Annotated in this window: 18 protein-coding genes; 10 read left to right on the forward strand and 8 right to left on the reverse strand. The window is 63.2% G+C overall.

The annotated features are described in order from the left end of the window. Positions 1-34: 34 nt before the first annotated feature. On the reverse strand, positions 35-1135 hold the full coding sequence (gene lptG / locus IFO71_RS04815; protein ID WP_192028402.1) for an LPS export ABC transporter permease LptG: 1101 nt from the start codon (positions 1133-1135) through the stop codon (positions 35-37). Continuing rightward, positions 1132-2229: an LPS export ABC transporter permease LptF gene (lptF, locus tag IFO71_RS04820; protein WP_192028403.1), complete on the reverse strand. Its 1098-nt coding sequence runs from the start codon at positions 2227-2229 to the stop codon at positions 1132-1134. Before lptF ends, lptG begins: the two co-directional genes overlap by 4 nt. Positions 2230-2365: 136 nt before the next feature. Here lptF and IFO71_RS04825 point away from each other — a divergent pair, with 136 nt between their 5' ends. Both IFO71_RS04825 and IFO71_RS04830 read left to right on the forward strand, forming a co-directional pair. Then, positions 2366-3844 carry a leucyl aminopeptidase gene (locus tag IFO71_RS04825; RefSeq protein WP_192028404.1) on the forward strand — a complete coding sequence of 493 codons (1479 nt, stop codon included), beginning with the start codon at positions 2366-2368 and terminating at the stop codon, positions 3842-3844. Between the two features lie 176 nt (positions 3845-4020). Beyond that, positions 4021-4443 carry a DNA polymerase III subunit chi gene (locus IFO71_RS04830; RefSeq protein ID WP_192028405.1) on the forward strand — a complete coding sequence of 141 codons (423 nt, stop codon included), beginning with the start codon at positions 4021-4023 and terminating at the stop codon, positions 4441-4443. A 10-nt stretch (positions 4444-4453) separates the two neighbouring features. Here IFO71_RS04830 and IFO71_RS04835 read toward each other — a convergent pair whose 3' ends face one another. After that, positions 4454-5506: a glycosyltransferase family 9 protein gene (locus IFO71_RS04835; protein ID WP_192028406.1), complete on the reverse strand. Its 1053-nt coding sequence runs from the start codon at positions 5504-5506 to the stop codon at positions 4454-4456. Between the two features lie 232 nt (positions 5507-5738). On the opposite strand from IFO71_RS04835, the gene IFO71_RS04840 reads away from it, so the two are divergent. From IFO71_RS04840 to IFO71_RS04875, 8 genes are all read left to right on the forward strand, one after another. Then, positions 5739-8615 carry a valine--tRNA ligase gene (locus IFO71_RS04840; RefSeq protein WP_192028407.1) on the forward strand — a complete coding sequence of 959 codons (2877 nt, stop codon included), beginning with the start codon at positions 5739-5741 and terminating at the stop codon, positions 8613-8615. A 120-nt stretch (positions 8616-8735) separates the two neighbouring features. Continuing rightward, entirely contained in the window at positions 8736-9359 is a 624-nt protein-coding gene (locus IFO71_RS04845; RefSeq protein WP_192028408.1) for a glutathione S-transferase family protein, read from the forward strand. After that, entirely contained in the window at positions 9356-10156 is an 801-nt protein-coding gene (locus IFO71_RS04850) for a S1/P1 nuclease (protein WP_192028409.1), read from the forward strand. Before IFO71_RS04845 ends, IFO71_RS04850 begins: the two co-directional genes overlap by 4 nt. A 98-nt stretch (positions 10157-10254) precedes the next feature. Next, on the forward strand, positions 10255-11778 hold the full coding sequence (locus IFO71_RS04855) for an aminotransferase class V-fold PLP-dependent enzyme (protein WP_332309317.1): 1524 nt from the start codon (positions 10255-10257) through the stop codon (positions 11776-11778). Between the two features lie 56 nt (positions 11779-11834). Next, entirely contained in the window at positions 11835-13904 is a 2070-nt protein-coding gene (locus tag IFO71_RS04860; protein WP_192028410.1) for a sensor domain-containing diguanylate cyclase, read from the forward strand. Next, positions 13901-17032, forward strand: coding sequence for a two-component regulator propeller domain-containing protein (locus IFO71_RS04865; RefSeq protein ID WP_192028411.1), 3132 nt, complete (start codon positions 13901-13903; stop codon positions 17030-17032). Before IFO71_RS04860 ends, IFO71_RS04865 begins: the two co-directional genes overlap by 4 nt. Positions 17033-17095: 63 nt before the next feature. Further along, positions 17096-19024 carry an acetyl-CoA hydrolase/transferase C-terminal domain-containing protein gene (locus tag IFO71_RS04870; RefSeq protein WP_192028412.1) on the forward strand — a complete coding sequence of 643 codons (1929 nt, stop codon included), beginning with the start codon at positions 17096-17098 and terminating at the stop codon, positions 19022-19024. A 171-nt stretch (positions 19025-19195) separates the two neighbouring features. Continuing rightward, the gene (locus tag IFO71_RS04875; RefSeq protein WP_192028413.1) at positions 19196-21352 is read left to right on the forward strand and encodes a TonB-dependent receptor; all 2157 of its coding nucleotides are present in this window, start codon (positions 19196-19198) and stop codon (positions 21350-21352) included. On the opposite strand, the gene IFO71_RS04880 is transcribed toward IFO71_RS04875, so the two are convergent. The 5 genes from IFO71_RS04880 to IFO71_RS04900 form a co-directional block, all read right to left on the reverse strand. Further along, positions 21296-22105 (reverse strand): substrate-binding periplasmic protein, encoded by an 810-nt coding sequence (locus IFO71_RS04880; protein WP_192028414.1) that lies wholly within the window; start codon positions 22103-22105, stop codon positions 21296-21298. The two genes, IFO71_RS04875 and IFO71_RS04880, sit on opposite strands and share 57 nt — an antisense overlap. Before the next feature lie 103 nt (positions 22106-22208). Next, positions 22209-23165, reverse strand: a complete 957-nt coding sequence (locus IFO71_RS04885; RefSeq protein WP_192028415.1) for a carbon-nitrogen hydrolase family protein — start codon at positions 23163-23165, stop codon at positions 22209-22211. Between the two features lie 76 nt (positions 23166-23241). Next, positions 23242-23892, reverse strand: coding sequence for an ankyrin repeat domain-containing protein (locus IFO71_RS04890; RefSeq protein WP_192028416.1), 651 nt, complete (start codon positions 23890-23892; stop codon positions 23242-23244). Continuing rightward, positions 23889-24557, reverse strand: a complete 669-nt coding sequence (locus tag IFO71_RS04895) for a hypothetical protein (protein ID WP_192028417.1) — start codon at positions 24555-24557, stop codon at positions 23889-23891. The genes IFO71_RS04890 and IFO71_RS04895 overlap by 4 nt, the downstream gene beginning before the upstream one ends. A gap of 500 nt (positions 24558-25057) precedes the next feature. Further along, the gene (locus IFO71_RS04900) at positions 25058-26575 is read right to left on the reverse strand and encodes a DUF1501 domain-containing protein (protein ID WP_192028418.1); all 1518 of its coding nucleotides are present in this window, start codon (positions 26573-26575) and stop codon (positions 25058-25060) included. Positions 26576-26578 lie beyond the last annotated feature (3 nt).

The raw sequence follows: 26578 nt of genomic DNA on the forward strand, positions 1-26578 counted from the left end.
GTTCCTTCGGCGGGTCAAGACGTCACGACCTTCCCTACACTGCTCGCCGCAAATGCAGCCACACCGCCATGGCGACCACGCTGGGCGGCAGCAGGTTGGCCATGCGCAGGTCGACCCGGTAGAGCTGGGCCAGATCGATGGTCAGCCGCTGCAGCAGGAAGTAGGTCAGTCCAAACACCAGACCGAGAAACAGTCGCTTGCCAAAGCCACCGGAGCGCAGGGTGCCGAAGGCGAACGGCATGGCGGCCAAGCACAGCACCAGGGCGTTCAGCGGATAGAACCAGCGCGACCAGTAGGCAGCCAGGAACGGGCCGGGGTCGAGGCTGTTGCGCTCCAGGTAGTCAAGGCTCTCGCTCAGGGTTCGGGTCGACAGATAGCGCGGTCGCTGTAACGAAAGGCTAAGAAGCTCAGGCTTGAGCTGCGAATCCCAGATCTCGCTTTCGATCACATCGGTCTGTACCTCGCGGCGGCCAATGGTGGAGCGACGCACTTGATGCAGCGTCCAGCGTTCATCCTGATGCACCGCCTGGGTCACCTTGGCAATCGAACGCAGTCGCCCCTGGGGGTCGAACTCATACAGCTGCACGTCGTCCAGTATGACCTTGCTTTGCGCTGCCTCGCCCTCAACACGGCCGCGGCGTGCGTTCAAATAGGTGTCGCCCTCGCGCGCCCACAGGCCTGACCAGCTGGCCATCGCCACGTCTTTCGAGCGAGCGCTGGCCGACAGCGCGTGCGAACGCAACTCGCCCCAAGGGCCGAGGGTTTCGCCGCTGACCACCATCAAGGCGGTCAGGGTGCCGACGCAGAGTATTGCGCTGCCGCAGATGCGCAGCTTGCTCAAGCCGGCGGCGCGTAGCGCGGTGAGCTCCGAGGTGGCTGCCAAAGCGCCCAGGCCGAGCACGCAGCCGATCATCGCCGAATGCGGAAACAGCTCGTACATTCGCCGTGGCACGGTGTACAGGGATTTCAGCAGGGCGGTGTAGCCGGTGAAGCTGCCTTCGCCGATTCGCTTCAGGTCGCTGAGAAAGGCCACCAAGACATCGAATCCAAGCAGTACGGCCCAGACCAGCAGGATCGTGCTCAACACCTGCACTGCCACCAGGCGGTCGGCCTGACGCAGGAGCGCGCGACTCATGCGCGATTCGCCTTGAGCCGCCCTGAGGGCCTGGGCATGCGGTTGCTGCGTGCCAACAGCAGCAGGGCCATGCCGAACACCGGCAGGTGGGCCCACCACAGACCCAGGGGCAGAGGCAGTTTGCCCTCACTCAGCCAGCTGCGTCCGATCATCAGCACAAACAGGTACAAGAGATAACTGAGCAGGGCGATCAGCAAACCGCCATAGCGGGCTGCGCGCGGCGGCGAGCGGGCCAGCGGCACCGCCAGCAGGGCCAAGGCCAAGGTGGCCAGCGGGGCGGCCAGGCGCCAGTGCAGCTCGGCACTGCTCTCATTGCTGCGCTCGGCGATCAGTCGGGTCGTGGTCAGTCGCTCGACCTCGCGATCGCTGACATCCTCTTCGCTGTCTGGTACGCGGATATCGTTGCGCTGAAAGCGCATCACCCGATAGTCGCTCTGTCCGGGCACGCCCTCGGCGCGGAAGCCGTCTTCCAGCCGCAAATAGCGTTCTTCACCGATGCTTTCGACAAACAGCTCGCCGCTGCGCGCGGTGACCACGTCAATTCTGCCGTCGCGCTCGGAATGCACGAACAGGCGACCAAAAGTCGAGCCGTCATCACTCATTTCGCCCAGATACACCACGGCGTGCCGACCCGGCAGTTCGACGAATCGGCCGGGTTCCAGCCCAGCAACCAGCAGGCTCTTGTTGGCGGCATCGATCATCTGCTTGGACAGATTCAACGCGCTTGGCGCCAGCCACATCGACAGCGCGGCCACCAGCAAAGTCACTGGCAGAATCAGCACCAGCGCCGGGCGCAACAGGGTGCTCGGCCCGAGGCCGGCCGCTGCCAAGACCGATGCCTCGCTGTCGCGGTACAAGCGTCCGACCGCTAGCAGCACGCCGACGAACAGCGCAAGCGGCAGCAGCATGGGCAAGGCATCGACCACCCGTAGACCGAGCTGCGAAAGCAACAATGCTGCTGGCACCTTGCCGCGGGCGATGCGCGCCAGCAGATCGGCCAGCACGCCGCTGGTGCTCACCAGCAGAAATATGCTGAAGCTGGCGGCAAAGCTGGCGGCCATTTCGCGCAACAGGTAGCGGTCGATCAAACGCATGAATTCAGTGCAGGTTGAGACTGGCCTAGGGGGGGCGGGGCGGGGGCTGTTACCATGTGCGGCTGAAAGCCCGAACTCGGCGGCTCACGCGCCGTGCGCCCGGCAGTATCCCTTCTTTCGAATGCAACGGAAAACCATGAGCCTGAATTTTCGTTTATCCGCCAGCGAGCTTGGCACTCTGGACACCGACTGCCTGGTCGCGGCGATTTTCGACGATGGCAGCCTGAGCTCGGCCGCCCAGGCCCTGGATACGGCCAGCGATGGCGCCCTGGCGCGGCGGGTCAAGCAGGGGGACGCCAATGGTCGGGTCGGCAAGACCACGCTGCTGCACGACGTCGCCGGCATTACGGCCAGCCGTGTGCTGCTGGTGGGCGCGGGCAGCGCAGGCGAGATGGATCCCCAACGCTATCTGAAGATCGTCAACGCTGCAGCCAAGGCGATTGCACAGTCGACCATCAACCGCGTGCACAGCAGCCTCAGCCAGCTCAAGGTCAGCGGTCGCGATGCCGCCTGGGCGCTGCAGCAAGCGGCGCTGGCGGCCGACCACGCGGCCTATCGCTATACAGCGACCCGCAAGGACAAGCACAAGAATGAGCCCGGTCCGCGCGAGTACAGCTTCAGCGCTGAGGCGGGCCTGCAGCCGGCGCTTGACCGCGCCGCCGGCATCGCGGTTGGCATTCGTGCTGCCAAGGATCTGGCCAACCTGCCGCCGAATATCTGCAACCCGGCCTTCATGGCCGAACAGGCACAAGCCTTCGCAGCCGCGCATCCGGGTATCCGCTGCGAGGTGCTGGAGCGCGAGCAGATGGAGTCGCTGGGTATGGGTTCGCTGCTGGCCGTCGCCCGCGGCTCGGCCAATCCGCCGAAACTGGTGGTGTTGGAGTATCGCAATGGTGGTGATGCCAAGCCCTTGGTGCTGGTGGGCAAGGGTCTGACCTTCGATTCCGGCGGCCTTAACCTGAAGGTGCAGGGCGGCATCGAGGAAATGAAGTTCGACATGTGCGGTGCGGCCACCGTCTACGGCAGCTTCGTTGCCGCCGTTGAGGCCAAGCTGCCAGTCAATCTGGTGGCCCTGCTCGCCGGGGTTGAGAACATGCCGGATGGCGCTGCATATCGGCCTTCCGACGTGCTTACCAGCATGTCCGGTACCACCATCGAGGTATTGAATACCGATGCTGAAGGTCGCCTGGTACTTTGCGATGCGCTGACCTATGCGCAGCGCTTCGAGCCGGCTGCCCTGATTGACGTCGCCACCCTGACCGGTGCCTGCGTGATTGCCTTGGGCAAGCATGCCCACGGTCTGATGACCAAGCACGACGATCTGGCTGCCGAGCTGCTGGCTGCCGGAGAGACCAGTGGTGATCGCGCCTGGCGCCTGCCGATCTGGGATGACTACCAGCCGATGCTGGATTCGGCCTTCGCCGACGTCGCCAATATCGGCGGCAAATCGGCTGGCGCCATCACCGCCGGCTGCTTCCTGTCGCGCTTCACCGAAGGCCAGCGCTGGGCCCACCTCGACATCGCCGGCACCAGCTGGGACGAAGGCCGCAAGGGCATGGCCAATGGCCGTCCGGTGAATCTGCTGACCCAGTGGATGATTGATCGCACGAGCTGATGCTCGTGCGATTCGGGATTTGAGAATCGGGATTCGCAAGAGCGGCCAGCGGCGCAATAACGGATGGTGCAGATTGAGAGAGTCCAACACCCGGCCCTCACTCCTGATCCCGCTCCCATTGGGAGAGGGGCGCTTCTTCGAATCTCGAATTCCGAATCTCAGATCCCGGCTTCTCAATGCGCGCTGATTTTTATCTGATTGCCAAGCCGCGATTTCTGCAAGAACCGCTGCGTCTGGTCTGCGAGTTGGCCAAGCGGTGCTACGGCACCGACCAGCCAACCCTGATTCTGGCCCGTGATCTCGAGCAAGCTGAACAGATCGATCAGCTGCTGTGGGAGTTCGATGAAGACGCCTATCTGCCGCATCAGCTCGCCGGCGTCGACGAAGACGATGAGGTCACGCCGATTCTGATCGTGACCCCCGAAGTCGATGTGCCGGGACGGCCGATGGTGATCAATCTGCGTGATGCGGCGTATCGAGGCGCCTGTCAGCGGGTGCTGGAAGTGGTGCCGGCCGATCCAGCAGCGCGTGAGCCGCTGCGCCAGCGCTGGCGCGAGTATCAGGCGATGGGGGCTGAGCTGCACAAGCACGACATGTAGTCGCACACGCTCAACCTGATGGCAGAGGCCGGAGGCGTTGCCAGGCCTGCAGAACGCTGTCGACGTCAATCTGCTCCACCCGGCTGATGCCGGCTTCGCGCCCACCCAGCGGTAACACCTGGGTGCCTTCGGGCCCACGCGGGCACCAACGCTGCACCGGGTTGTCGCCGAACAGCACCACGGCGGGGCAGCCCATGGCCACTGCGGCATGGGCCGGTCCGGTGTCGATCGAGATCATCCCCGCCGCCACTTCGGCGAGTGCCAGCAACCGGCTCATCGGCAGTTGCTCGCCCAGCGCGTGGACACGCGGGTTGTCACAGCCCTGGGCGATTTCCAGCAGCAGCGGCTGTTCGTTGGGAACCCCGCACAACAGCACCTGGCAGGCGGGGTCGTGATCGACGATCCACCTGGCGACCTGCACCCAGCGCTCGACTGGCCACCACTTGTGATCGGTCAGAGCGGCCATGCGGCCACGCTTCAGGGTGCGTTTGCTGCCCGGCTGCAGCAGCCATAGTGGCCCGCTCAGCCCAAGCGATTCGCGCCATTGGCAAAGGTCTTTGCGTGCCTGTTCGCCAACAGTGAGCTGCGGAACTCCGGTCGGCCGCTCATTTGGCAACGCTGGCAGGCCGGCGCAGGCGGCCGGTGTGCGGTCAGCGAAGCGCCGCCATTGCTCGCACCAGTGCAGCTGCGGGTCATAGTCAACCGGCTCCACGGTCACGCACCATTCCGGGCGAACGCCGGCCCGCTGCAGCAGGAACATCAGCTTGTCCTGGGCATCGATATCGCAGACATAGACCGGGCCTGGCGGCCGTTGCCGTAAGGTCTTGACCAGTGACCACTGCAGTGGATCGCTCCAGTACGGCCGGCGCCGGCTCTTCAGCAAGTGAATCTGGCCGACATCGGGCTGGCCATTGAGCAGCGGTCGGGTCCAGCCACCGGAGGACACCAGATCGCAGGGCGCGCCATAGCGTGCCCGCAAATGGCGCAGCAGGACAGTCAGGATGACCATGTCACCCATGGCGCCGAAGCGCAGAACCAGCGGTGCAGCAGGGGAAGAGGACATGGCGGCCGAACGGGTGGAGAGGGCGGGCCTTTGGGTCGAGATTGCCCTGGGGCTGCGCATGATAACGAGCCGATCGACCTCGCGCCCACCTGCCGCTGACTCGGCAGCCGGCGCTTTTATACCGGAGCGAACTTGGGGAACGTCGGTCGCTCGCTTAAACTTGCCGGTTTGCTGCGTACGTCGCCACGCGATGCTTAGCGCAGCCCGACTTTTCTTTGCAGCGAATCCAGCCATGGACAAGAGTTTCGAACCCGCCGCCATCGAGGCCCGTTGGTATCCCATCTGGGAGGAAAACGGCTGCTTCAAGCCATCAGGCAAAGGCCCGGCCTACAGCATCATGCTGCCGCCGCCGAACGTCACTGGCACCTTGCACATGGGGCACGCGTTCCAGCACACCCTGATGGATGCGCTGATCCGCTATCACCGGATGAAGGGTTTCGACACCCTGTGGCAGGTTGGCACCGATCACGCCGGCATCGCTACCGAGATGGTGGTGAATCGCAATCTGGCCCTGGAAGGCAAGGGTGAGACACGCGATTCGCTGGGTCGCGAGGCCTTTGTGCAGAAAGTCTGGGAATGGAAACAGCATTCCGGCAACACCATCACCCGGCAGATGCGCCGGCTCGGCACCTCGGGCGATTGGTCGCGTGAGCGCTTCACCATGGACGAGGGGCTGTCAGACGCTGTCGTCGAGACCTTTGTTCGTCTGTATGAAGAAGGGCTGATCTACCGAGGTCAGCGTCTGGTCAACTGGGATCCGGTGCTGAAGACCGCCATCTCTGATCTCGAAGTGGTCAGCGAAGAAGAGAACGGTCACCTATGGTCGATCGCCTATCCCTTGGTTGATGCCACGCTGGCCGATGGCTCGGGGCAACTGGTGGTGGCGACCACGCGGCCGGAAACCATGCTCGGCGATGTTGCGGTGATGGTTCATCCGGAAGACGAACGCTATGTTCAGTTGATCGGCAAGAAGGTGCGCCTGCCGCTCTGCGATCGCGAGATTCCGATTATTGCCGATGACTATGTCGATCGCGAGTTCGGTACCGGCGTGGTCAAGGTCACGCCGGCACATGATTTCAATGACTACGCGGTTGGCCAGCGTCATGGCCTGCCGCTGATCAATATCTTCACCCCGACCGCGCACATCAATGACAACGCACCGGCCAAGTACCGGGGTGTCGACCGCTACGAAGCACGCAAACTCGTACTGGCCGATCTGGAAGCCGCCGGGCTGTTGGTTGAGGCCAAGCCGCACAAGCTGCAGGTGCCGCGCGGCGATCGCACCGGACAGGTGATCGAGCCCTTTCTCACCGACCAATGGTTCGTGAAGATGGAAGGGCTGGCTAAGCGTGGCCTGGACTTGGTCGAGTCGGGCCAGGTCAAGTTCGTGCCGGAAAACTGGATCAGCACTTATCGCCACTGGCTGGGCAATATCCAGGACTGGTGCATCAGCCGCCAGCTCTGGTGGGGCCACCGCATTCCGGCCTGGTATGACGATGCCGGCAATGTCTATGTCGCCCGCAGCGAAGAAGAGGCCTACCGTAGGGCGGGTTTTAACCCGCCGTCTTCGCACGCGCATGACGGCGATACGGCCGCGGGTGGCGATAGCGTAGACCGCGGCGAGGCTGGGCGTGGCGATGGCGGGTCGAGACCCGCCCTACGCCGCGACGGCGATGTTCTGGAAACCTGGTTTTCGTCGGCGCTGTGGTCGCACTCGACGCTTGGCTGGCCGAATCCCGAGGCGATGCAGCAGTACGGCTATGACCGCTACCTGCCCAGCTCGGTGCTGGTGACCGGTTTCGACATCATCTTCTTCTGGGTCGCCCGGATGATCATGATGACCGATCACTTCACCGGCCAGGTGCCATTCAAGCACGTCTATATCACTGGCCTGGTGCGCGACAAGGACGGTCAGAAAATGTCGAAGTCGAAGGGCAATGTGCTCGATCCGATCGACCTGATCGATGGCATCGCGCTGGACGATCTGGTGGCTAAGCGTACTTCGGGTCTGATGCAGCCGCAGATGGCGCAGAAGATCGAGAAGGCCACTCGCAAGGAGTTTCCCGACGGCATTCCGGCCTTCGGTGCCGATGCGCTGCGCTTCACCTTTGCTTCCCTGGCCAGCCACGGCCGCGACATCAAGTTCGATCTGCAGCGCTGTGAGGGCTACAAGAACTTCTGCAACAAACTGTGGAACGCCGCGCGATTTGTGTTGATGAATTGTGAGAAGCCGGGATTCGAAGTTCGGGATTCGGGATTGATTGAGCCTGTCACCGATGCCGAGAAATGGATCATCAACCAGCTGCAGCAGCTGATTGACGAGGTCGAGACGCAGTTTGCCGCTTATCGCTTCGATCTCGCCGCGCAGGCGATGTATGAGTTTGTCTGGAACCAGTACTGCGACTGGTTCCTTGAGCTGGCCAAGCCGGCCTTGAATGGCTCCGATGAAGCGGCGGCAGACAGCACGCGTCGCACCCTGCTGTTCGTGCTGGAGCAGGTGCTGCGCATCCTGCATCCGCTACTGCCCTTCATCACCGAAGAAATCTGGCAGGCAGTGGCGCCGAAGCTCGGCATCACCGGCACCAGCATCAGCACACAGCCGTATCCAGAAGCGCGCGAAGAATTGCGATTTGCTAGCGACGGCAACAACATCGAATGGCTGAAGTCGGTGGTGAACGAGCTGCGCCGGATTCGCAGCGAACTGAGTGTCCAGCCTCGGATTCAGATCCAGCTGTTGTTTGCCAACGGAAGCAGGCGCGATCGTGAGCTGGCTCAGCGCTTTGCATCTCAAATTGCCTCCCTGGTAAAGGTTGAGTCGCAGTCCTGGCTGGCGGCAGGCGATAAGGCTCCGGCCGCCAGTGCCGCGGTGGTCGGCGAGCTGGCGCTCTATGTGCCGCTGGCGGGTCTGGTCGATGTCGAGGCCGAGAAAGCGCGTCTGAGCAAGGAGATCAAGCGTATTGAAGGTGAGATTGGCAAATGCCACGGCAAACTGGGCAATGACAATTTCGTCGCCAATGCGCCACCGGCGGTGGTTGAGCAGGAGCGTGAACGCTTGAAGGATTTCAGTGCCCAGTTGGAAGGGCTGCAGCGCTCCCTGGCCGTGCTTTAATCGAAGTCTGGCCACTGCTTGCCGGCGTGGTTGAAGGCAGCGATTGAGTCAGCTCAAGTCGTCTTGGTCGCTTGGGTTTAGAATGGGTCGTCGGCCGGATTCCGTCGGGGAGGTGGTGAAGTGCCGTCCAAGTTGGTTCTGTACTCCTTCGTCCCATTCGATCGCAGTGCTCGCGTGCGCTGGTTGGCGCACGAGCTGGGCATCGAGATCGAAGAGCACAAGCTCGACTACGCTGGCGGCGAGCACCGCGGCGAAGATCATCTGCGTCGCCATCCGTTCGGCCTGGTGCCGGCCATCGAGATGAATGGCGAGAGTCAGTGGGAATCGGTGGCGATCTGTCAGGCCTTGGCCGAGCAGCACCCGGAAGCCGGCTTTACCGTGCCATTGGCTTCACCTATGCGGAAGCAATATCTGAGCTGGCTGATGTTCGCTGCATCGACGTTCGATGCCGCTGCATTCGCCGTGTTCAATTCGTCGGCCATCAAGCCCAGTGAGGATCGACGCAAGCACGGCATGGCCGAGTTGTTTCCGCTTCTGGTGCACCTCGCGCGACATTTGAACGAGCGCGATTTCCTGATGGGAGAGCGCTTCATGCTGCCCGACCTGATCATCGGTCATTCAATCCAGCTGTTGTATCTGGTCAAGGCGCTGGAAGATTACCCCGGCCTGCGTGATTACCGCCGCCGCTTGGCCGAGCGTCCGGCCGCCAAGGCGGCCAGTGTGTTCAGTCCGCGGCCACAATGAGTGACGACCCGCGTCGGGTAGCGGTGGCGTTGATGGTCGCCGTCGTCCTGCTGTGGGCGCCGCTGGCCCACGCCTGGGGCGATCTGGGCCATCGCGCGGTGGCCGATGTGGCCGAACAGCTGATTCGGCCGGAAACCAGGCAGGCACTGCAGCCGCTGCTGGTGCACGAGCAAGCAGCGCATCTGGCCGACCTGGCGAACTGGGCCGACGCCCACCGTGAACTGCCGGCGTTCAAGCACACTGCGCGTTACCACTTCATCAACTTCCCCCGCGACGACTGCCGCTTTCCGGGCGCGACCTCGTGCAATGACGGCGACTGCATCGTCTCGGTGATCGAGCGGTTTCAGCGCGAACTGGCTGACCCCGAGCTGAGCTTGTCCCAGCGCGGCGAGGCGCTGAAATTCCTGGTGCATCTGGTCGGCGACCTGCACCAGCCGTTGCACGCCGGCTGGTTCGATGACTGGGGCGGCAACGGCTTTCAGATCAATCTGCACGGCGAAGGCAGCAACCTGCACAAGCTGTGGGACGTCAATTTACCGGCAGCCGTGGCCAGCGAGGCGCCCGAACCTCTGACGCAGCGTCTATTGGCACTGAGCTTGCCTTGGCAAGACCAGGGCCGGGCCGCCGACTGGGCGCTCGAGTCCTGTCGGCTGATCGGGTCGGAGCAGCTGTATCCGGCCAAGCACAAGCTCAGTTCTGCCTACATCGAACGGCAGCGCCCGCTGGTCGCGCAGCGCATGGCCATCGCTGGACGGCGTCTGGCCCGACTGCTGGATGAAAGCCTGACTGCTCCGTAGTTTCGGACAGCGAAGGCGATTGTCGGGTGGGCGCATGCTGCAGTCGGTCTTATAACCGGCGATAATGAGCTTATTCCCGCTTCTTCGGATGGCTGATCGTGACCACCCAGCTTGAGCAATACTTCGCCCCTTTCCGCGCCGGCGTCATCGGCGTTGAGCACAGCCATCCGATCGCCGGTGGCTGGGGCAGGGTGGTGTATGCCGACTGGACGGCCAGTGGCCGCTTGTACCGTCCGATCGAGGACTACATCGCCAATACTCTGGGGCCCCTGGTAGCCAACACCCATACCGAAACCACCCTCACCGGCACCAGCATGACCCACGCCTATCACCAGGCGCAGGCGATGATCAAACAGCACGTCAATGCCGGGCCCAACGATGTGTTGATCGCGCAAGGCGCTGGCATGACGGCGGTGGTCAACAAGCTGCAGCGCATTCTCGGCCTGCGCATACCCGAGCACGTGGCTGAGCGGGCATCGGTGCTGGAGGAAGAGAAACCGCTGGTGGTGGTGACCCATATGGAGCACCACAGCAATCAGACCACCTGGGAAGAGTGTGCGGTGCATGTCGAGATCATGCGTCGACTGCCCTGTGGTCAGCCTGACCTCGATCATTTGCGCGAAATCCTGGGCCGCAATGCACATCGCAAGCAGAAGATCGGCGCTTTTTCTGCCTGCTCCAATGTCACCGGCATCGTGACGCCCTACCACCAGATGGCGGCGATCATGCACCAGCATGGCGGGTTGTGCTTCGTCGATTTCGCCGCCTCGGCGCCGTACACCCAGATCGACATGCATCCGGCTGATCCGATGCAAAAGCTAGATGCCATCTACTTCTCGCCGCACAAGTTTCTGGGGGGGCCGGGCGCCAGTGGTGTGCTGGTATTCGATGCCGGCCTGTATCAGCTGAAAGTCCCCGACCAACCCGGTGGTGGCACCGTGGCCTGGACCAACCCGTGGGGCGGACATCGCTTTGTCGACAATATCGAGGCGCGTGAAGACGGCGGAACGCCGGGCTTCCTGCAAACCATCCGCGCCGCGCTGGCGATTCGGCTGAAAGAAGCCATGGGCGTCGAGAATATCCACGCACGCGAAAAGGAACTGCGTGAGGTATTTCTTAACGAGCTGCTCAAGCATCCGCAGATCCGTCTGCTGGAGCCGCAGTGCCGCGAGCGCCTGTGTATCTTCTCGTTCTATTCAATGGAGAAGCACCATAACCTGATCGTCAAGCTGCTGGATGATCGGTTTGGCATCCAGGTGCGCGGCGGTTGCTCCTGCGCCGGTACCTATGGGCATATCCTGCTCAATGTCGATCACGCCACCTCGCAGCGCATCACCTGTGAAATCGACTCCGGTGATCTCAGCAACAAGCCCGGTTGGGTGCGGGTATCGCTGCACCCTACCAGCACCAATGCCGAGGCGATCTACATCGCCCAGGCTATCCACCAGGTGATGGACCATTACCACGAGTGGAAGAACGATTATTGCTTCGATGCCCAGACCGGTGAGTTCCGCGGCAGTTGTCGTCAGGCCGTATTGCCGGATCTGCGCGACTTCGAGCCATTGGCGGGGCAGACCAAAGCCCCTGTCTCGTTGACGGCGCCACCCGCTCGCGTCGCCTGATCAAGGTCGGGGATCAGGCCGATCGCCCACCAAGCCGAGCCAGGAATGGCTTATTCTTGAGCCGCCAAGCTTGGGGGCTTGAGATGACCCTGAACAGCAAGATCGGCCTTAGTCTGGTGTTGCCGATGTTGGTCGGCCTGGCCTTGATTGGGTGGCAGATCCAGCATCAGCTACTCGATCGCTTTCAGCGCCTGGAAGCGGCGGAACTGCAGCAGCAGCATGAACGCCTGGAACAGGCGATCGAGGCCGACCTCGACGCACTGAAGCGTTTGACTCGCGATTGGGGCGAGTTCGACGACACCTACGCCTACATGCGGGGCGACAACCCGGACTACATCGACGCCAATATCGATTTTGACGGCCTGCTGAATCTACAGCTCGATGCCCTGGCCCTGGTCGATGCCGAACATCGACTGCGCGAGGGCTTTCGCCCCGACCACCAAAACGAGGTGATGGCATCGCTGAGCCCCGAGGTCGAGGCAGCGATCTCCCGCGCCACCGTGTTGCTGGCCGAGGCGTCCAATGGCGCCGGGGTGATTGTTGCTGGTGATCGGGTGCTGGCGCTGGGCCTGAGCGAAGTGCTGACCACGGAGGGTGAAGGTCCGGCCAACGGCTATGTGGTGATGGCGCGCTACCTCGATGGCGGGGCGGTTGAACGACTGGCCAGCAGAATTCGCAGTGAGGTCGATTTCGAGCCGCTGGAAGCGGCCCGGCTAAGTTCAGCCGAGGAGATGCAGGCCCTGAACACGCTGCACTATCTGCAGCGCCCGTTGGGTGAGGACAAGATCGCCTCGTTCTCCCTGTTGCGCGGACTCGACGGCGAGCCTGCTCTGCTGATGCGTGTGCTGATGCGACGCGATATTCTGCGCCAGGGAGAAGACGCCATCGGCACCTTGCTGGTCGGCGCCGCGCTGGGCTATCTCAGTCTGGTGCTGGCGGTGTTTGTCGCCTTGCGCTGGATCGCCGTGCGACGCATCCAGCGGGTCGGCAGTGAGCTGCAGCGGATTGCTGATGACGCCGATCTGGAACGCAAGCAGGTCAGCGTGCACGGTCGCGATGAGATCGCTCAGTTAGCCGTTTCCATTAACCAGCTGTTGCAGCGGTTGGTCGAGGCGTTTCGCGAGCGCCATCGACTCAGTGAGCGACAACGCAAGCTCAATGCCCTGCTGGTTCAGATCGCGACTGATGAGAGTCTGGCTGGTGGCGATGCGCAGACCTTGTGTGGAGTTCTACAGGGGCCCTTGAACACCGAGATCGGTCTGGACCACTGGAGCTTGTGGCTGTGCGACGCTGAAGGCCACTACCAGTGCCTGAGCGAGTCTGATCAGCGCTTCGAAGACAGTGCGCATCACGCGATGTTGGCGGCTCGTCTGGCGGATCGGCCGGCAGGGGTTGATCCTTATCCGCTGACAACGACCGAGCAGCCATTAGAGCAGCTGGCCTTTGGTTTTCAGGTCGACGGTCGCCAAGGCGCCCTGGTAGCGGCTTGCCGCCATCAGACCGGTGCCGAGCATCCTGAGGACATCGCATTTCTGAGCGCCGCGACGCAGTTGATCGAGCGTTCCCTTAACAATCACTATCAGCATCAACGTGAACAGCGCCTGCGCCGTGAGAGCGAGCTCGATCCGCTTACCCAGCTGGCCAATCGCAGCAAGTTCGAACTCGAGCTGAGCACAGCGCTGCGTCGCTTGGAAGGCGCCAGTTGCCTGGCTGTACTGTTCATCGATCTTGATCGATTCAAGCCGATCAATGATGAATACGGCCATGCCGTTGGCGATGCTGTGCTGCGCGAGGTCTCGGTGCGTCTGCGTGCGGCGACCCGCGAGGCAGATCTGGTGGGCAGGTTGGGTGGTGATGAGTTCGTCATCCTGTTGCGCTCAGTGCGCGATCAGCAGGCGCTGCAACGGGTGGCGGAGAAGGTTCTGCAGGCGCTGTGTCGACCGATGGAACTCGGCGAGTTGCCAGCGCTGAGCATCGGTGCCAGCATCGGCGCGGCGCTTGCACCCTTGCACGGCCGGGACCCCAAGGGCTTGCTGGATCTGGCGGATCAAGCAATGTATCGCGCCAAGCGCAGCGAGAGCATGCACTTTGCGCTAGCCGACCTGCCGCCCCGGGACCCGCCGTGACGCGCGCCGGAAACGGTCTCGGTCGGTTCATCGCTGGCACACCCCGAGGTTTGCTCGGCGGGCTGCTGCCCTTGCTCTTGCTGATCGCGCTCAGGGTCGAAGCCGACGACCTGCCGCCGGGCCATTTGCGCGACTATTTTCGGGAGACCTGGACCACCAGCGATGGCCTGCCGCACAACCTGGTGTCATCGATCGTGCAGACCGGCGATGGCTATCTGTGGTTTGGTACCTGGGAAGGAGTGGCGCGCTACAACGGTCATCGCTTCGATCTGTTCGATGAACGCAGCATCGCCGGCTTGCAGGAGCGCGGCGTGCTGGCGCTGGCGGTCGATCGTGAGGGCGAATTGATGGTTGGCCTGGCACGCAGCGGATTGCTGCGCCATCGTGCTGGACGCTGGTCGAGTGTGCCGTTGGCGCTGAAACGCGGATCGCCCGGCGTGCTCGACATCGTGGAGATCGACGGCCGCACCGTGGTCGGCACACTGGGTAACGGCGTGTGGTGGGTAGATGAGGCGGCAGCGCCAGAACGTCTGGTCGGCACCGAGCCGCTGGCGTCGAACACCGTCTACGCGGTGGCACGCTCCATCGATGGCAGCGTCTGGCTGGGCACCGACAACGGCTTGTTTCGTTGGCAGGCCGGAACGCTGGAGCCGTTTGGTGAACGCCATCGCTTGCCCAAGGCCTCGGTGCTGGCATTGAGCGCCGATCGACAAGGGCGCGTGCTGGTGGGTACCGAGCGCGGCGCCTTCCTGATCGATCGCGCCGCGGTCAGTCGCGTGTTCGAAGGCGCCGGCGAGTCATCGGTTGAAGCGGTATTGATCGATCGCCATGGTGCCCTGTGGGCCGGTGGCAGTCTGCTCGGTCTGTACCGACAGTCCGCCCTGGGTGTCGAGAGTCTGGATATCGACCATGGTCTGCCCAGCACCCGGGTGGCCAGCCTGGCCGAGGATCGCGAGGGCAGCGTGTGGGTCGGCACCAGTCAGGGCTTGCTGCGGCTGCGTCAGGCGCCATTCTTTACCCTGACTGCGGACAAGGGATTGAACGGCAACTATGTGCGCACCCTGTTGGAGTCTGACGACGGCGATCTCTACATCGGCAGCAGCGAGGGCGTGACCCGGGTACGCGGTGATGGCTCTGCCACTTCGCAGATCGAGCCGCTGGATCTGCGCGAATCGGTGATCAGCATGCTGGCCGGAGCGCCGGGACAGCTGTGGCTTGGCACCTATTATCGCGGCGTGATCGAGTGGCGAGACGGCCAGGTCGTTCAGCGCTTCGATCGACAGCAGGGCCTGCCCGGCAATCAGGTACGCAGCCTGCTACGACATCAGGATGGCAGCATCTATGTCGGGACCAATCGCGGCCTGGCTCGCCTGCAAGCAGGTGCGGTGGAACGGCTTGATCTGCGCCAGCTACCGGCGCAGGACATTATCACCATGTTCCAGCAGGGCGACGGCACGGTCTGGTTGGGCACATCGCTGGGCGCTGCCCACGACCGCGATGGCGAATTCATTCCCTTGCGCGATCCGGCCCTGAGCAAGACACAACGGGTGTACGGGTTTGCCGAGGAGCCCGATGGCACGCTGTGGCTGGTCGGCGACCGCGGTTTGGCCCGTCGCCGCGATGGACAATGGTCGGCGCTCGGTGCGGAGAGTGGACTGCCGGTTGCAGGCGTGTTCGGCATTCTGGTTGGCCCCCAGGGAAATTATTGGCTAAGCAGCAATCGGGGCGTGGTACGCATCGAGAGGCGGGACATGGAGGCTGCTTTTCGTGGTGTTCCGCTTGAGCGATTCGAAGTGTTCAGCGAGGCGGACGGGATGGCCAGTGCGCAGTGCAACGGTGCCGCCGGCGTGCCGCTGATCAAGCGTAGCGATGGCGCCCTGTGGTTTGCCACCAGTGCTGGTGCGGCGCGGGTCATTCCAGCTTCGCTGGCACGGTTTCCACGGCTGTTGCCTGCGGTGGTGATTGAACGCCTGAGAGTCGATGGCGATGAGCTGCCGATCAGTCGCGAATTCGCCATCAGTTCGGCCCATCGACGCATTGAGCTGCAATTCGCTGGGTTGAGCTTTCAGGCGCCGGGCAAGACGCGCTACCGCTACCGTCTGGAGGGCTTGGACGATGACTGGGTGATCAGCGGCAGCGAGCGTAGCGCGCAGTTCACCACCCTGGCCCCGGGTGAGTACCGTTTCCGCGCCTCGGCAGCCAACCCGAACGGCGACTGGAGCCCGCATGAGGCCGAGCTGCGCATTCGCGTGACACCGCAATGGTGGCAGCAATCCTGGTTTCTGATCGGCGTGTTGGCGCTTGCGCTGCTGCTGGCCTGGGGCCTGCTGCGATTGCGTCTGAACGTGCTGCAGGCGAGCGAGCGACGGCTGCGCGCGCAGGTCGATTCGGCCACCATTGATCTGCAACGGCAAGCCGATCAGCTGCGCGAGCAGAACATCGAGCTCGATGCCTACGCTCACACGGTGGCGCATGATTTGAAGACGCCGCTGACCACGGTGCAGGGCTTCGCCCAGCTGTTGGCTCAGAGCGAGCAGCCGCTGAGTGCCGAGCAGCAGCAACTGGCCGCCGAACGGGTGCTGAGCACGGCGCGCAAGATGGCCGACATCATTAACGCACTGCTGCTGTTGAGCCGGGTCCGTACCGACGAAGCGGTCGATATCGGTCTGGTCGACAATCGGCCCCTGGTTCGTGACGCCCTGCAGCGTCTGCAACCGCTGATCGAGCAGCATCAGGCCGAGTTGGTGATTCCGGCGGAACTCCCTGTGGTGATGGGCTACCCACCCTGGGTCGAAGAAGTCTGGGTGAATTACCTGAGCAACGCGATCAAGTATGGTGGAGGCGAGCAGCGCAGATCGCGGGTCGAGGTCGGCGGCGAGGTGCTGCGTGACGGGCGCGTGCGGCTATGGGTGCAGGACAATGGGCCGGGTCTGGACGCCGCCGCACGCACCCGGCTGTATCGGCCGTTTTCGCGGATCAGTGAGATCGGCGGCGACGGCCACGGACTTGGTCTGTCGATCGTGCGCCGCATCGTCGAGCGCATGGGCGGCGAGGTCGGCTGCAGCAGCGAGCCCGGTGCCGGTGCACGATTCTGGTTCGTGTTGCCCGCCTCGAGTGGACTCAGTTGATCGAACGCAAGCCAGCTTGGCCGGACTGAGTGGACACTGCGTTCATTCAAGGGAGGAGTACTCATGCGAATTGTGCATCGCGCGCAGGCTGTCGAGGCGATATTCGCCGGTTCCGGCCCGATCGTGTTGGCCGCGCCGCTGGGATTGGGCAAGCCCAATTTGCTGCTCAATGCCCTGTATCAAGCCGCCTGCCAACGACCCGATCGTCCGTTCAGCCTGTTCACCGCGCTGTCCTTGGCACCGCCCACGCCCAGTGCCGATCTTGAGCGGCGTTTTCTGCAGCCCTTTCTTGACCGGCACTTTGGTCAGGACTACCCGCGTCTGGCCTATGTCGACGACCAGATTGCCGGCCGTCTTCCCGCGCATGTTCATGTGCACGAGTTCTACCTGCAGAGCGGCGCCTTGCTGCGCACCGCCGGTGCGCAGCGCGATTACATCAGCCTCAATTACACCCATGTCGCGCGCTCGGTAGCCGCGCGCGGCGTCACCGCCTTGGTGCAGCTGCTGGCTCGCGACCCCGACAGCGGTCGCTTGAGCTTCAGCTGCAATCCTGACCTCACCCTTGATCTGCTCGATGAGATCAGGGCGCTGGGCCTGGAGAAGCCGTTGCTGGTCGGTGAGGTGCATGAGGAACTGCCGTTCATGGGCGGTAGTGCTGTGGTACCCGATGGGCTGTTTGACTATCTGATTGAGCCCGAGGCCGATCCGCACCCGCTGTTCGCCCTGCCGCGCAAGCCGGTCAGTGATGCCGAATATGCGATCGGCTTCTACGCCAGCACCCTGGTGCGCGATGGCGGCACTCTGCAGATTGGCATCGGTGCGCTCAGCGATGGGCTGACCCATGCCCTGGTACTGCGGCAGACTCGAAACGCCGATTATCGGCGGATCATCAAGGCACTGTGGCCGGCGGTGGAAGAGTCGGAACTGGTCTGCCGCTGGGGTGGCTTGGGCGAGTTCGAGCAGGGCCTGTTCGGCGCCAGTGAAATGATCATGGATGGCTTCTGTCATCTGGTCGATTCTGGCGTGGTGAAACGACATGTGGTGGATGATCTGGCCCTGATGCAGCGCGTGCACGACGGAACGGCAGACGATGCCGACCACGAGCGACTGAAGCGCGAGGGCGAGATTCTGCACGGCGGCTTTTTCCTCGGCTCGAAACATCTGTACCAATGGTTGCGCCAGCGCAGTCCGGAACAGGCGCGACAGATCCGCATGACACGCATATCGCATATCAATGAGCTGTACGGCGGGCAGGAAGCCCTGGAGCGACTGCAGCGGCGTGAAGCACGCTTCTTCAACACCTGCATGATGAGCAGCCTGCTCGGTTCGGCAGTGTCAGATGCCCTCGAGGATGGGCGGGTAGTGTCCGGAATTGGCGGTCAATACAACTTTGTCGCCATGGCGCATGCATTGCGCGAAAGTCGCTCGATTCTCATGTTCAGAGCACGACGTGAGTCGGCCAAGGGGGCGCAGTCCGGCGTGGTCTTCAACTATGGACATAGCAGCATTCCACGCCATCTGCGTGACATCATGATCAATGAGTATGGGATTGCCGACTTGCGCGGTCGCTCCGATGCCGAATGCATCGATGCCATGTTGGCGATCAGCGACGCCGGTTTCGCGCAGGGACTGGCCGAACAGGCGCGCGCCAGTGGCAAGTGGGACGGCAGCGCGGACAGCGCGAGTGGCAATCGTGCAGCGCGCCTGACGGAATGCCTGGCGCCATTCCGCGCCCAGGGAGTGCTGCCCGATTTTCCCTTGGGCTGTGATTTCAACGCGACCGAACAGCGATTGATCAAGGCCTTGGGTTGGCTCAAGCGACGTGCCAAGCGTGGCAAGCTCAGGCTGATTGTCGAGGCCATGCTGCAGGCGCCGCCCGCCGACGAAAGCGAGGCTTTCGAGCGCATGGGACTGGCTCGACCGGCGGGCGTGTCGGAGCGTCTGACTGCCCGGCTACTTGGGCTGGCCCTGGCAAGAACAGCCCATCGATGAGCCTGCAGCGGTGACGCGACTTTGGGCGTAGCATGTAGCAGCGGTTCGCATTTCGCATCGGTCGGATGGGTACCCATGCACATAGCGGATGTCGTCGAGCGGGGAAGGGGTCAGAGGGCGCCGAGTCGAGCTGTTCTGAACAGTGTCCTTGGCGTCTTGTGCTGCGCGCTGATGCTGCCGATCTGCGCAGCGCAAACCTCTGACGAGACAGCGACCGAACTGGATCATGTCTCGGTAGTCGGTCGCGGAGAGCGCCGTCAGGTGCAGCGCGTCGATGGTGCCGACACGAGAAGCCAGGTGCCGGGCGCCAGCCCGCTGAAACTGCTGGAGAATCGACCTGGGGTCAGTCTGCAGTCGGCCGATCCGTTCGCCAGCTATGAATGGTCCACGCGCATCACCATTCGTGGGTTCCCACAGCAGAAGCTGGCCTTCAGTCTGGATGGCATCCCGCTGGGTGACATGAGTTACCCCAATCACAATGGCCTGCATCTCAGCCGTGCCCTGATCAGCGAAAACCTGCGCGCGCTGGAGCTGGCTCAGGGCAGCGCTGCCCTCGATGCGCCGGCGACCCATGTGCTGGGCGGTGCCGTGCATGCCTATACCCGAGACCCCGCTGAACAGTTCGGCGGTCGTGCCGACCTCAGCGTTGGCAGTCAGGGCTCCAATCGATCCTACCTGCGGCTGGATAGCGGCACTTGGTCGGACTTCAGCCTGCTGCTGTCCGGACTGCGCCAAGATGGCGAGAAATGGAAAGGGCAGGGCGACCAGCGGCAGACTCAGTTCAACGGCAAGGCGCGTTGGCGTTGGGCTGAGACCGAATGGCGTGCGTTCCTGGCCAGCTCGCAGCGGCGCGAGAACGATTACATGGACATGTCACTGGATTCACAGCGCCGTCTGGGCTGGAACTGGGATTACTACGCGCCGGATTGGCAGCGCGCCATTGATGCCGCCGAAGGCCGATTCAGCGGCGGCGTTGAAACGCTGGACGATGCCTACTATCGCGGACGCGGGCTGCGCAACGATGAGCTTGGCTATCTGGCGATCGACTGGCTGAGCGGCGACTGGAATTTCGAGGCCAAGCTCTACGCTCATCGCGGACGTGGTCAAGGCCATTGGATCACGCCCTATACGCCATCTCTGGATGTGCCCTTGTCCTTGCGCACCACCGATCTGCACATCGATCGCAGCGGATTCCTGCCACGACTGGACTGGGCTGGGGAACAGCATCAGTTCGCCATCGGCGGCTGGTGGGAGGACAACGAGCATCGCATTCAGCGCGATTTCTACGGCCTTGAGCGCAGTGTACCGCCCGACCAGATGCGCTTTTTCCGCAACCCCGACGTGCAGGTGTTTGCTCAGGACTTCGACATCGATACGCGCCAGTTCTGGCTGCGCGATCACTGGCGTCTGCTGGATCAGCGCCTGGATCTGGAATGGGGCTTCAAGGCCACCGACGTGCGCATTCGCGCGCGCAGCCCGCTGGGCGACCGCGCCGCCGGTGAGCTACGCAGTCGCGACTACTTCCAGCCGCAGTTTGGGCTGCGCTTCAGTGTGAGCGATGAACAGGAGCTGTTCGCCGCCTATCAGCAGAGCACGGCCAGCTTCAATGCCGGATTCACCGGCCCCTTCGCCGCCAGTCAAGCTGCTTTCGATCAGTTCGCCGGGGCCCTGCGCGCCGAGCAGGCCCACAACATGGAGTTTGGGTGGAGGGTGCGGCAGGCACTGTGGGAGGCTTCAGTGGCGGCCTATCAGGTGAACTTTCAGGATCGCCTGCTGGCCATCAGTCAGTGCACGGGAATTCTCGGCTGTCCGGTGGGCTTCGCCAATGTTGGCGATGTCCGCACACGCGGCGTGGAGCTGGCGTTCGACTGGCGCCCAAGTGCAGGCTGGCATGCCTATATCAGCGCCAGCTACAACGACTCGCAGTACCTCGATGACTATCTGGATGGCGATACGCTGGTGCCGACCGCCGGAAAACAGGTGGTTGATACACCGCGCTGGCTGCTGGCCGGACGCCTGCAATGGCAGCAGGGTCCATGGTCAGCCGGCCTGAGCAGCAAATACACCGATCAGCGCTTCTATACCTACAGCAATGATGCCAAGGTGGCCGCGCATACGATCACCGATATCGATCTCAGCTGGCGGCCGGAGTTGGGGCAGCGCCTGCAACTGGAGTTGCGGCTCAAGCTTGGCAATGTATTCAATGAACGCTACTTCGCCACCGTTGACAGCAATGGCTTCGTCGCCTTCGATCCACAGGGCCAGCATTACTCACTGCTGGTCGGCGCTCCCCGACAATGGTTCTTCACCGCCGAGCTGGGCTTCTGAAGGACGCCGGTGCAGCCGTGACTTCTGCTCCGCGATGGCCTGCCAGACCCGTTCGCGGGTTTCGAAAGTAAATCGGCTGCGCTTGGAGAAGGCCAGGAAATAGGGCACCGGTCGCACTGGCTGGCGGCTGATGTGCAGCTGTTCGCCCAGGTCTTGCTGTTCGATCAGTAGTTCGACGCTGAGTCGATTGGCCACGGCCGAGCCGCTGCCTTCGCGCAGCAGTTTGATCAAGGCAGCCTGTTCATTTGGCGCGCCGTCATCCACCTCAACACCTTGTTCGCGCAGGAACGGAGCGATTTCCCAGCCGCGTGGCACCCGCACCGGTGGCGGCAGAGACTGGGGGTCACCGTCGTACTCAAAACCCAGCGCTGCCAGTGTCACCACCACATCCAGATTCTCCCCCAGAGCCTGGGCGGGATCGGGCAGGCTGTCCTGCTTGGGATAGAAATAGATCTTGTCGCGCACTTCGGTGTACATCAGCGGGCCGATGGCGTCGACGTCGCCACGTTCCGCTTGCAGCTGACAGCGAATCCACGGCATCGGACGAAAGTCGGCCTGCAGATTCAAGCTTTGCAGCGCGGTTCGCAGGATCTCCGCGTGCAGGCCGCGTACCTCACCTGCTTCCACCCACATGTATGGCCGCCAGTCGGCCTGGTCGACGCAGATACGCACCCGCTGTACCGCCTCGGCTGGCGCCGTCAGCCAAAGCAGGGCAAGTAGAGCTAGCGAGTGGGTTGGAGAACGGCGCTGCATGGGCTCAGTATGCCGCGTCGACTATCGGCTTGGGGTGTCGGCCTGGCCCTCGGGCCTGGGCAAGCAGATGCGCTGTGCGGGGAGTAGCCGAGCCGCAGGCCACTCAGATGCCAGTACTGCTCAGACCGGTGGGGCGGGCGCGGTTCAGGCTGAGGTTCAGCACATCCGGGCGCGAGTAGTGACCGAACGGGTCGAAGTGGTGCCGGGCGCGCCGTACTGCCGCGTGATCCAGCTCAGCGACGATCAGTTGCTCCTCATCCAGCACTGGCTCGATCAGCCAGCTGCCATCGGGGCTGGCTATGCAGGAGCCGCCATTGGCCATCACCTCGGGCAACAGCGCGGTGACCTGATCGGGCCAGGGCAGCTGGCTGGGCAGTGCGGATTTGTTCAGAACCGAGCTGACCGATAACACATAGCTTCGCCCTTCCTTGGCCATGAATGGGGTGATCTGTTCGGTATTGCGCAGGCTGCCCGGCCATACCGCCACATGCAGATCCTCGCCCTGCCCATACAGGGCGGCCCGTGCCAGTGGCATCCAGTTCTCCCAACAGTTGAGTCCACCGAGCTGGAAGGCGCCGAAAGGGAAGGTCTGCAGACCATGACCATCGCCTGGCGACCAGCTCAGCCGCTCCTCATGGGTGGGCATCAGCTTGCGATGAATATTGCGCAGGGCGCCATGTTCGTCGATGGTCACCAGGCTGCAGTACAGGCTCAGGCCACGGCTGCGAGTGCGCTCGATGCAGCCCAGCATCACCCAGATCCGCCGCCGCGCTGCTTCGGCGCAGACCGGCGCCAGCATGCCCTCGTCGACGCTGACCGCCTGATCGACATAGTGGGCGTGAATCTGCGCCTGCAGCTCGGACTCGAAACGCGCCGCATCGGTGTGCTCCAACCAGAACGGGTAGCCAGGTACCGCTGCCTCTGGAAACACCACCAGGTTCGCCCCCTCGTCGGCAGCCTGGTTGATCCAGTCGAGCACCTTGTTAAGGGTGGCATGGCGGTCGAGCCAGACCGGGCTCATCTGAGCCAGGGCGACCGTTACAAGATCATTGGTGGACATGGCAATCGGCGTCGGGAGTGGACGCCTTGCATGGTAGCGCGCGTGGACCGGCGCTGCGCGCTACCGGCATGAGCCGTTATCTAAGCAGGCTGGCCGCCTCCTCGGCACCCTGTCCCATCGCCAACTGGTAGGCGCTGAGTCCACGCCGATTGAGCCGCTGTCGGTCGGCGCCAAAGGAGAGCAGCAGCCGCACCAGTTCGGCGTCGCCGTCGCGCGCCGCCAGATGCAGGGCCGAGTGGCCATCGAAATCCTGCGCATCGACTGGCGCATTGGCCAGCAGCAGCTGTTTGACGATCTGCTGGCGTGCGGGCCATTCAGCACGTCGGCGTGACATTGCCGCCAACAAGGCCGCGCCGTCGGCCTTGGCGCCCCGCGCCAGCAATTCAGGCACCAGCTGCGGCGCCATCCGCCCCAGCGAATGTGGCCAGGCGTACTTCAGCTGTGCATCTTTCAGTCGGGGGTGGGTCTGTAGCATCAGAAGACCACAGTCGGCGGAAAGCTCGATGCACGGGCCAAGCGCGAGACTGGCCTGCTCCAGCGTCATTTCGGCGATGCGCGGATAGTACGAGCTGGCCGGCTCGGCCACGCCAGCCACGGCCAGGGCTTCGCGCCAGGCGATATTGCCCTTGCCATCGTCAAACCTGGCATTGGGCTGGCTGCCGCCGCAGGCGGTCAATGCCAGGCACAGCGCTGCAGTCAAGACCGAACGTTCTTGCAAACCCATCATCGAGGATTTCTCCACCAGCGATCCATGGCCCAGTGCTTTTCCCATAGCTCTTCTCGATGGGCGCTGCGGCTGTGCAGGATTTTCTTATCAAGTAGTTCAACCTTGGGGCCGGCGCTCCAGCGCTCGTCGCGCACCTGGCAGAACAGGTAGGTACGAAAAGTCACCGCGGCGGTATGAATCTGCTCATTGGGAAAATCGAGCAGTTCGACTTCGGCGAACACCTCCACCGGCAATCGCGGCGGGCCAAAGCCGTCCAGCACCGGGGTGAATCGCGGCAGTGAGCGCAGGCTCATCTTGCGCGGGACCTGCGCAAAGTCCAACAGACCGAACTCAATGCCGGGCTGCTCCAGCAGGGCGATGACCTGGTCTGGGCTCGGGTCGGGCAGGCCGCGGTACAGCAGAGCCGTGCTGAACAGCGGGTCAGGCTCCCACTGGTCGTCGCGAAAGCGAAAACGCAGCGCATTCAGCGCCATGCTCTCGGCCTCGGGAAACTTCAGATTGGCAGCGTCGGCGGTGACCGCGGTGTGCGGTTGGTAGACCCAGTAGCGATCCTGCGGGTCCCACCTTACTCGTCCAGCGTCTTCGCCGATAACCTCCAGACGATTGACCCGCCAGTAGCTGTACTTGGTTGCGAGTGCCGCCCGTACCTCCGATCGGCTCGGCAATTGCGATGCCGTCAAGAGCGCAGGCGGCGAGGGGGAGTCAGCGCTGCTGACGATCTGCAGGTGGGGTCGGCGATCACAGCCAGTGGTGGCGAGCAGGACGGCCAGCAGCAGGGGCCCCAGGCGGAGCAAGGTGGAAGATCGCACGGCGTGAAGCGTCGATGAAGGTGGCGCATTGTAGAGCATGCGCCGATTCGACACGGCAACCGAAAGCGGCGGGTCAAGACCCTACGTCAGCTACGCTCGCGTGGGGGTACGCTCGGTGCGTCTCCAAATCCGTCGCGTCATAGGGTGCAGCTTGGGCGCACCGATGACGATCAGGCTGATTGCGCGCGCAGAGCGCGCGATCGCTCGGTTATCACAGCAAGCCCCGGGGCGAGAAATCAGGGTGGAGAGAATCAAACCGCGCAGGCGTGCCCTGCGGGAGGCCCGAGGTATTTGCTGTTGCTTCCCCAACGAGCCGAGCAGGACGATATCAGGCGGCTGAAACAAGTCTCAGCCTGCTACGCCATGAACCCCAGATCACGGGTGCTGAACTTGCTGAGATTGGGAAAGATCGCATCCAGCACGCTGCTGTCCGTGGCGCCCATCCAGCGTGCCAGGGTGGCGGCGAACTGCTCGGTAGCGGTGGTCGGGATGTACTGACCGCGATTGAAACTCCAGTCCTGCAGGCTGTCGTCGTTGTTGTTGAGAATCAGCTGCGGGTAGGTGCCGAACAGGCGGCCGCCCTGCACGGCATCACCCAGCACCAGCATATTGCCGCCCCAGGCGTGATCCGAGCCGCTGCCGTTGCCGGACAGGGTGCGGCCGAATTCGCTCATGGTGAAGGTGGTGACCTGGCCGCGCGCGCCGATTTCGCCCAGTGCCGTCCAGAACGCGCCGATCGCCTCGTTCACTGCAGTCAGCAGTTCGCCATGCCCGCTGTCGGTCAGCTCACCGCCCGATACAAACATGCCATCGTGCAGATCGAAGCTGCCGTAGCGCACAAAATAAACTTGCCGCCTCGCCATCAAGGAATCGCGGCTGATCTTGATCATCCGCGCCACCACATTGAGTTGCGCTGCCAGCGAGTTGCCGGTCGGAAAGATCGTATCGACATTGCCGCTACCGTCGTTGGCGTTGAGCAGGGCGTCGAGCTCTTCGCCCACCTGCAGCGAGCGTTTGACCGTGCTGGCATAACCCTGTTCGAACGGATGTGTGTAGGTCTCGCCCAGCAGCTCATCGAGCACGGCGCGGCGAGCAGCACTGTAGTTGAGGCTGTCGACGGCGCTGTAGTTGTCCAGTGTGTTCACGCCTTCGCCGGACAATTGGTAAGGCAGGAGGCCATCGCCGACCAGAAAGCGCGCGGCGCCAGCGGTGGAGATGGCCGGCGACAGGCCGCTGCCGACGCTCATCGCAGCGATTGCGGTGGCGACCCGGCCGCCCCAGCCGTAACGGGCCACTGGATTGCTTTGATTGCCGACTCCGACATGCCAGAGAAATTCCTGATCGTTGTGCGAGAACAGCTGCGGCGGTCGCGGCTCGCCGTTGTCGTAGCCGGTCTTGCTGATCGGTTGCAGCAGGGGGCCGACATTGCAGACGAAGGCCGCTTTGCCTTGGTTGAACAGGGTCTGCAGGCCGCTGTGGGCTTGCGAGCCCAAGTCGCTGCTGGCGCTGAAATCGACATGGCTGGGGTGAAGGCCGAAGTCGACCGAGCTGCCCTGTGGTCGGATTGGCAGCAGGTCATCGAAATTCAATGCCAGGCCCGCCGTGTTGCTGGCCGAATAGACGCCGCCACGGGCGCTGACATAGCGCTGATAGTGCGAGCCGCTGGCGTTGGAGTCGCGCGGCACCAGCCAGTTGTAGGCATCGTTGGCGCCGGCCAGATAGACGCAGACCAGGGCCTTGTAGTCGCTGCTTTGCGCCATGGCGCGCGGAATCAGTCCGATCTGAGGCAGGAAGGCGGACACCGCGCCTAGGGCGAAGCTGCCGGTGAGTTGCTGCAAGAAGCGACGTCGTGCGTTGTGTTGCTGGCGAGTCATGGC

The sequence above is a fragment of the Pseudomarimonas arenosa genome (genome assembly GCF_014841215.1).
GTDB classification, from domain to species: Bacteria; Pseudomonadota; Gammaproteobacteria; order Xanthomonadales; family Xanthomonadaceae; genus Pseudomarimonas; species Pseudomarimonas arenosa.

Excerpts from the sequence above, each read along its gene's own strand:
- IFO71_RS04885 (WP_192028415.1), bottom strand. The coding sequence starts at position 23,165 with ATGTCCACCAATGATCTTGTAACGGTCGCCCTGGCTCAGATGAGCCCG.
- IFO71_RS04840 (WP_192028407.1), top strand. The coding sequence starts at position 5,739 with ATGGACAAGAGTTTCGAACCCGCCGCCATCGAGGCCCGTTGGTATCCC.
- IFO71_RS04850 (WP_192028409.1), top strand. The coding sequence starts at position 9,356 with ATGAGTGACGACCCGCGTCGGGTAGCGGTGGCGTTGATGGTCGCCGTC.
- IFO71_RS04875 (WP_192028413.1), top strand. The coding sequence starts at position 19,196 with ATGCTGCCGATCTGCGCAGCGCAAACCTCTGACGAGACAGCGACCGAA.
- IFO71_RS04890 (WP_192028416.1), bottom strand. The coding sequence starts at position 23,892 with ATGATGGGTTTGCAAGAACGTTCGGTCTTGACTGCAGCGCTGTGCCTG.
- IFO71_RS04880 (WP_192028414.1), bottom strand. The coding sequence starts at position 22,105 with ATGCAGCGCCGTTCTCCAACCCACTCGCTAGCTCTACTTGCCCTGCTT.
- IFO71_RS04835 (WP_192028406.1), bottom strand. The coding sequence starts at position 5,506 with ATGTCCTCTTCCCCTGCTGCACCGCTGGTTCTGCGCTTCGGCGCCATG.
- IFO71_RS04830 (WP_192028405.1), top strand. The coding sequence starts at position 4,021 with ATGCGCGCTGATTTTTATCTGATTGCCAAGCCGCGATTTCTGCAAGAA.
- lptF (WP_192028403.1), bottom strand. The coding sequence starts at position 2,229 with ATGCGTTTGATCGACCGCTACCTGTTGCGCGAAATGGCCGCCAGCTTT.
- IFO71_RS04900 (WP_192028418.1), bottom strand. The coding sequence starts at position 26,575 with ATGACTCGCCAGCAACACAACGCACGACGTCGCTTCTTGCAGCAACTC.
- lptG (WP_192028402.1), bottom strand. The coding sequence starts at position 1,135 with ATGAGTCGCGCGCTCCTGCGTCAGGCCGACCGCCTGGTGGCAGTGCAG.
- IFO71_RS04825 (WP_192028404.1), top strand. The coding sequence starts at position 2,366 with ATGAGCCTGAATTTTCGTTTATCCGCCAGCGAGCTTGGCACTCTGGAC.
- IFO71_RS04870 (WP_192028412.1), top strand. The coding sequence starts at position 17,096 with ATGCGAATTGTGCATCGCGCGCAGGCTGTCGAGGCGATATTCGCCGGT.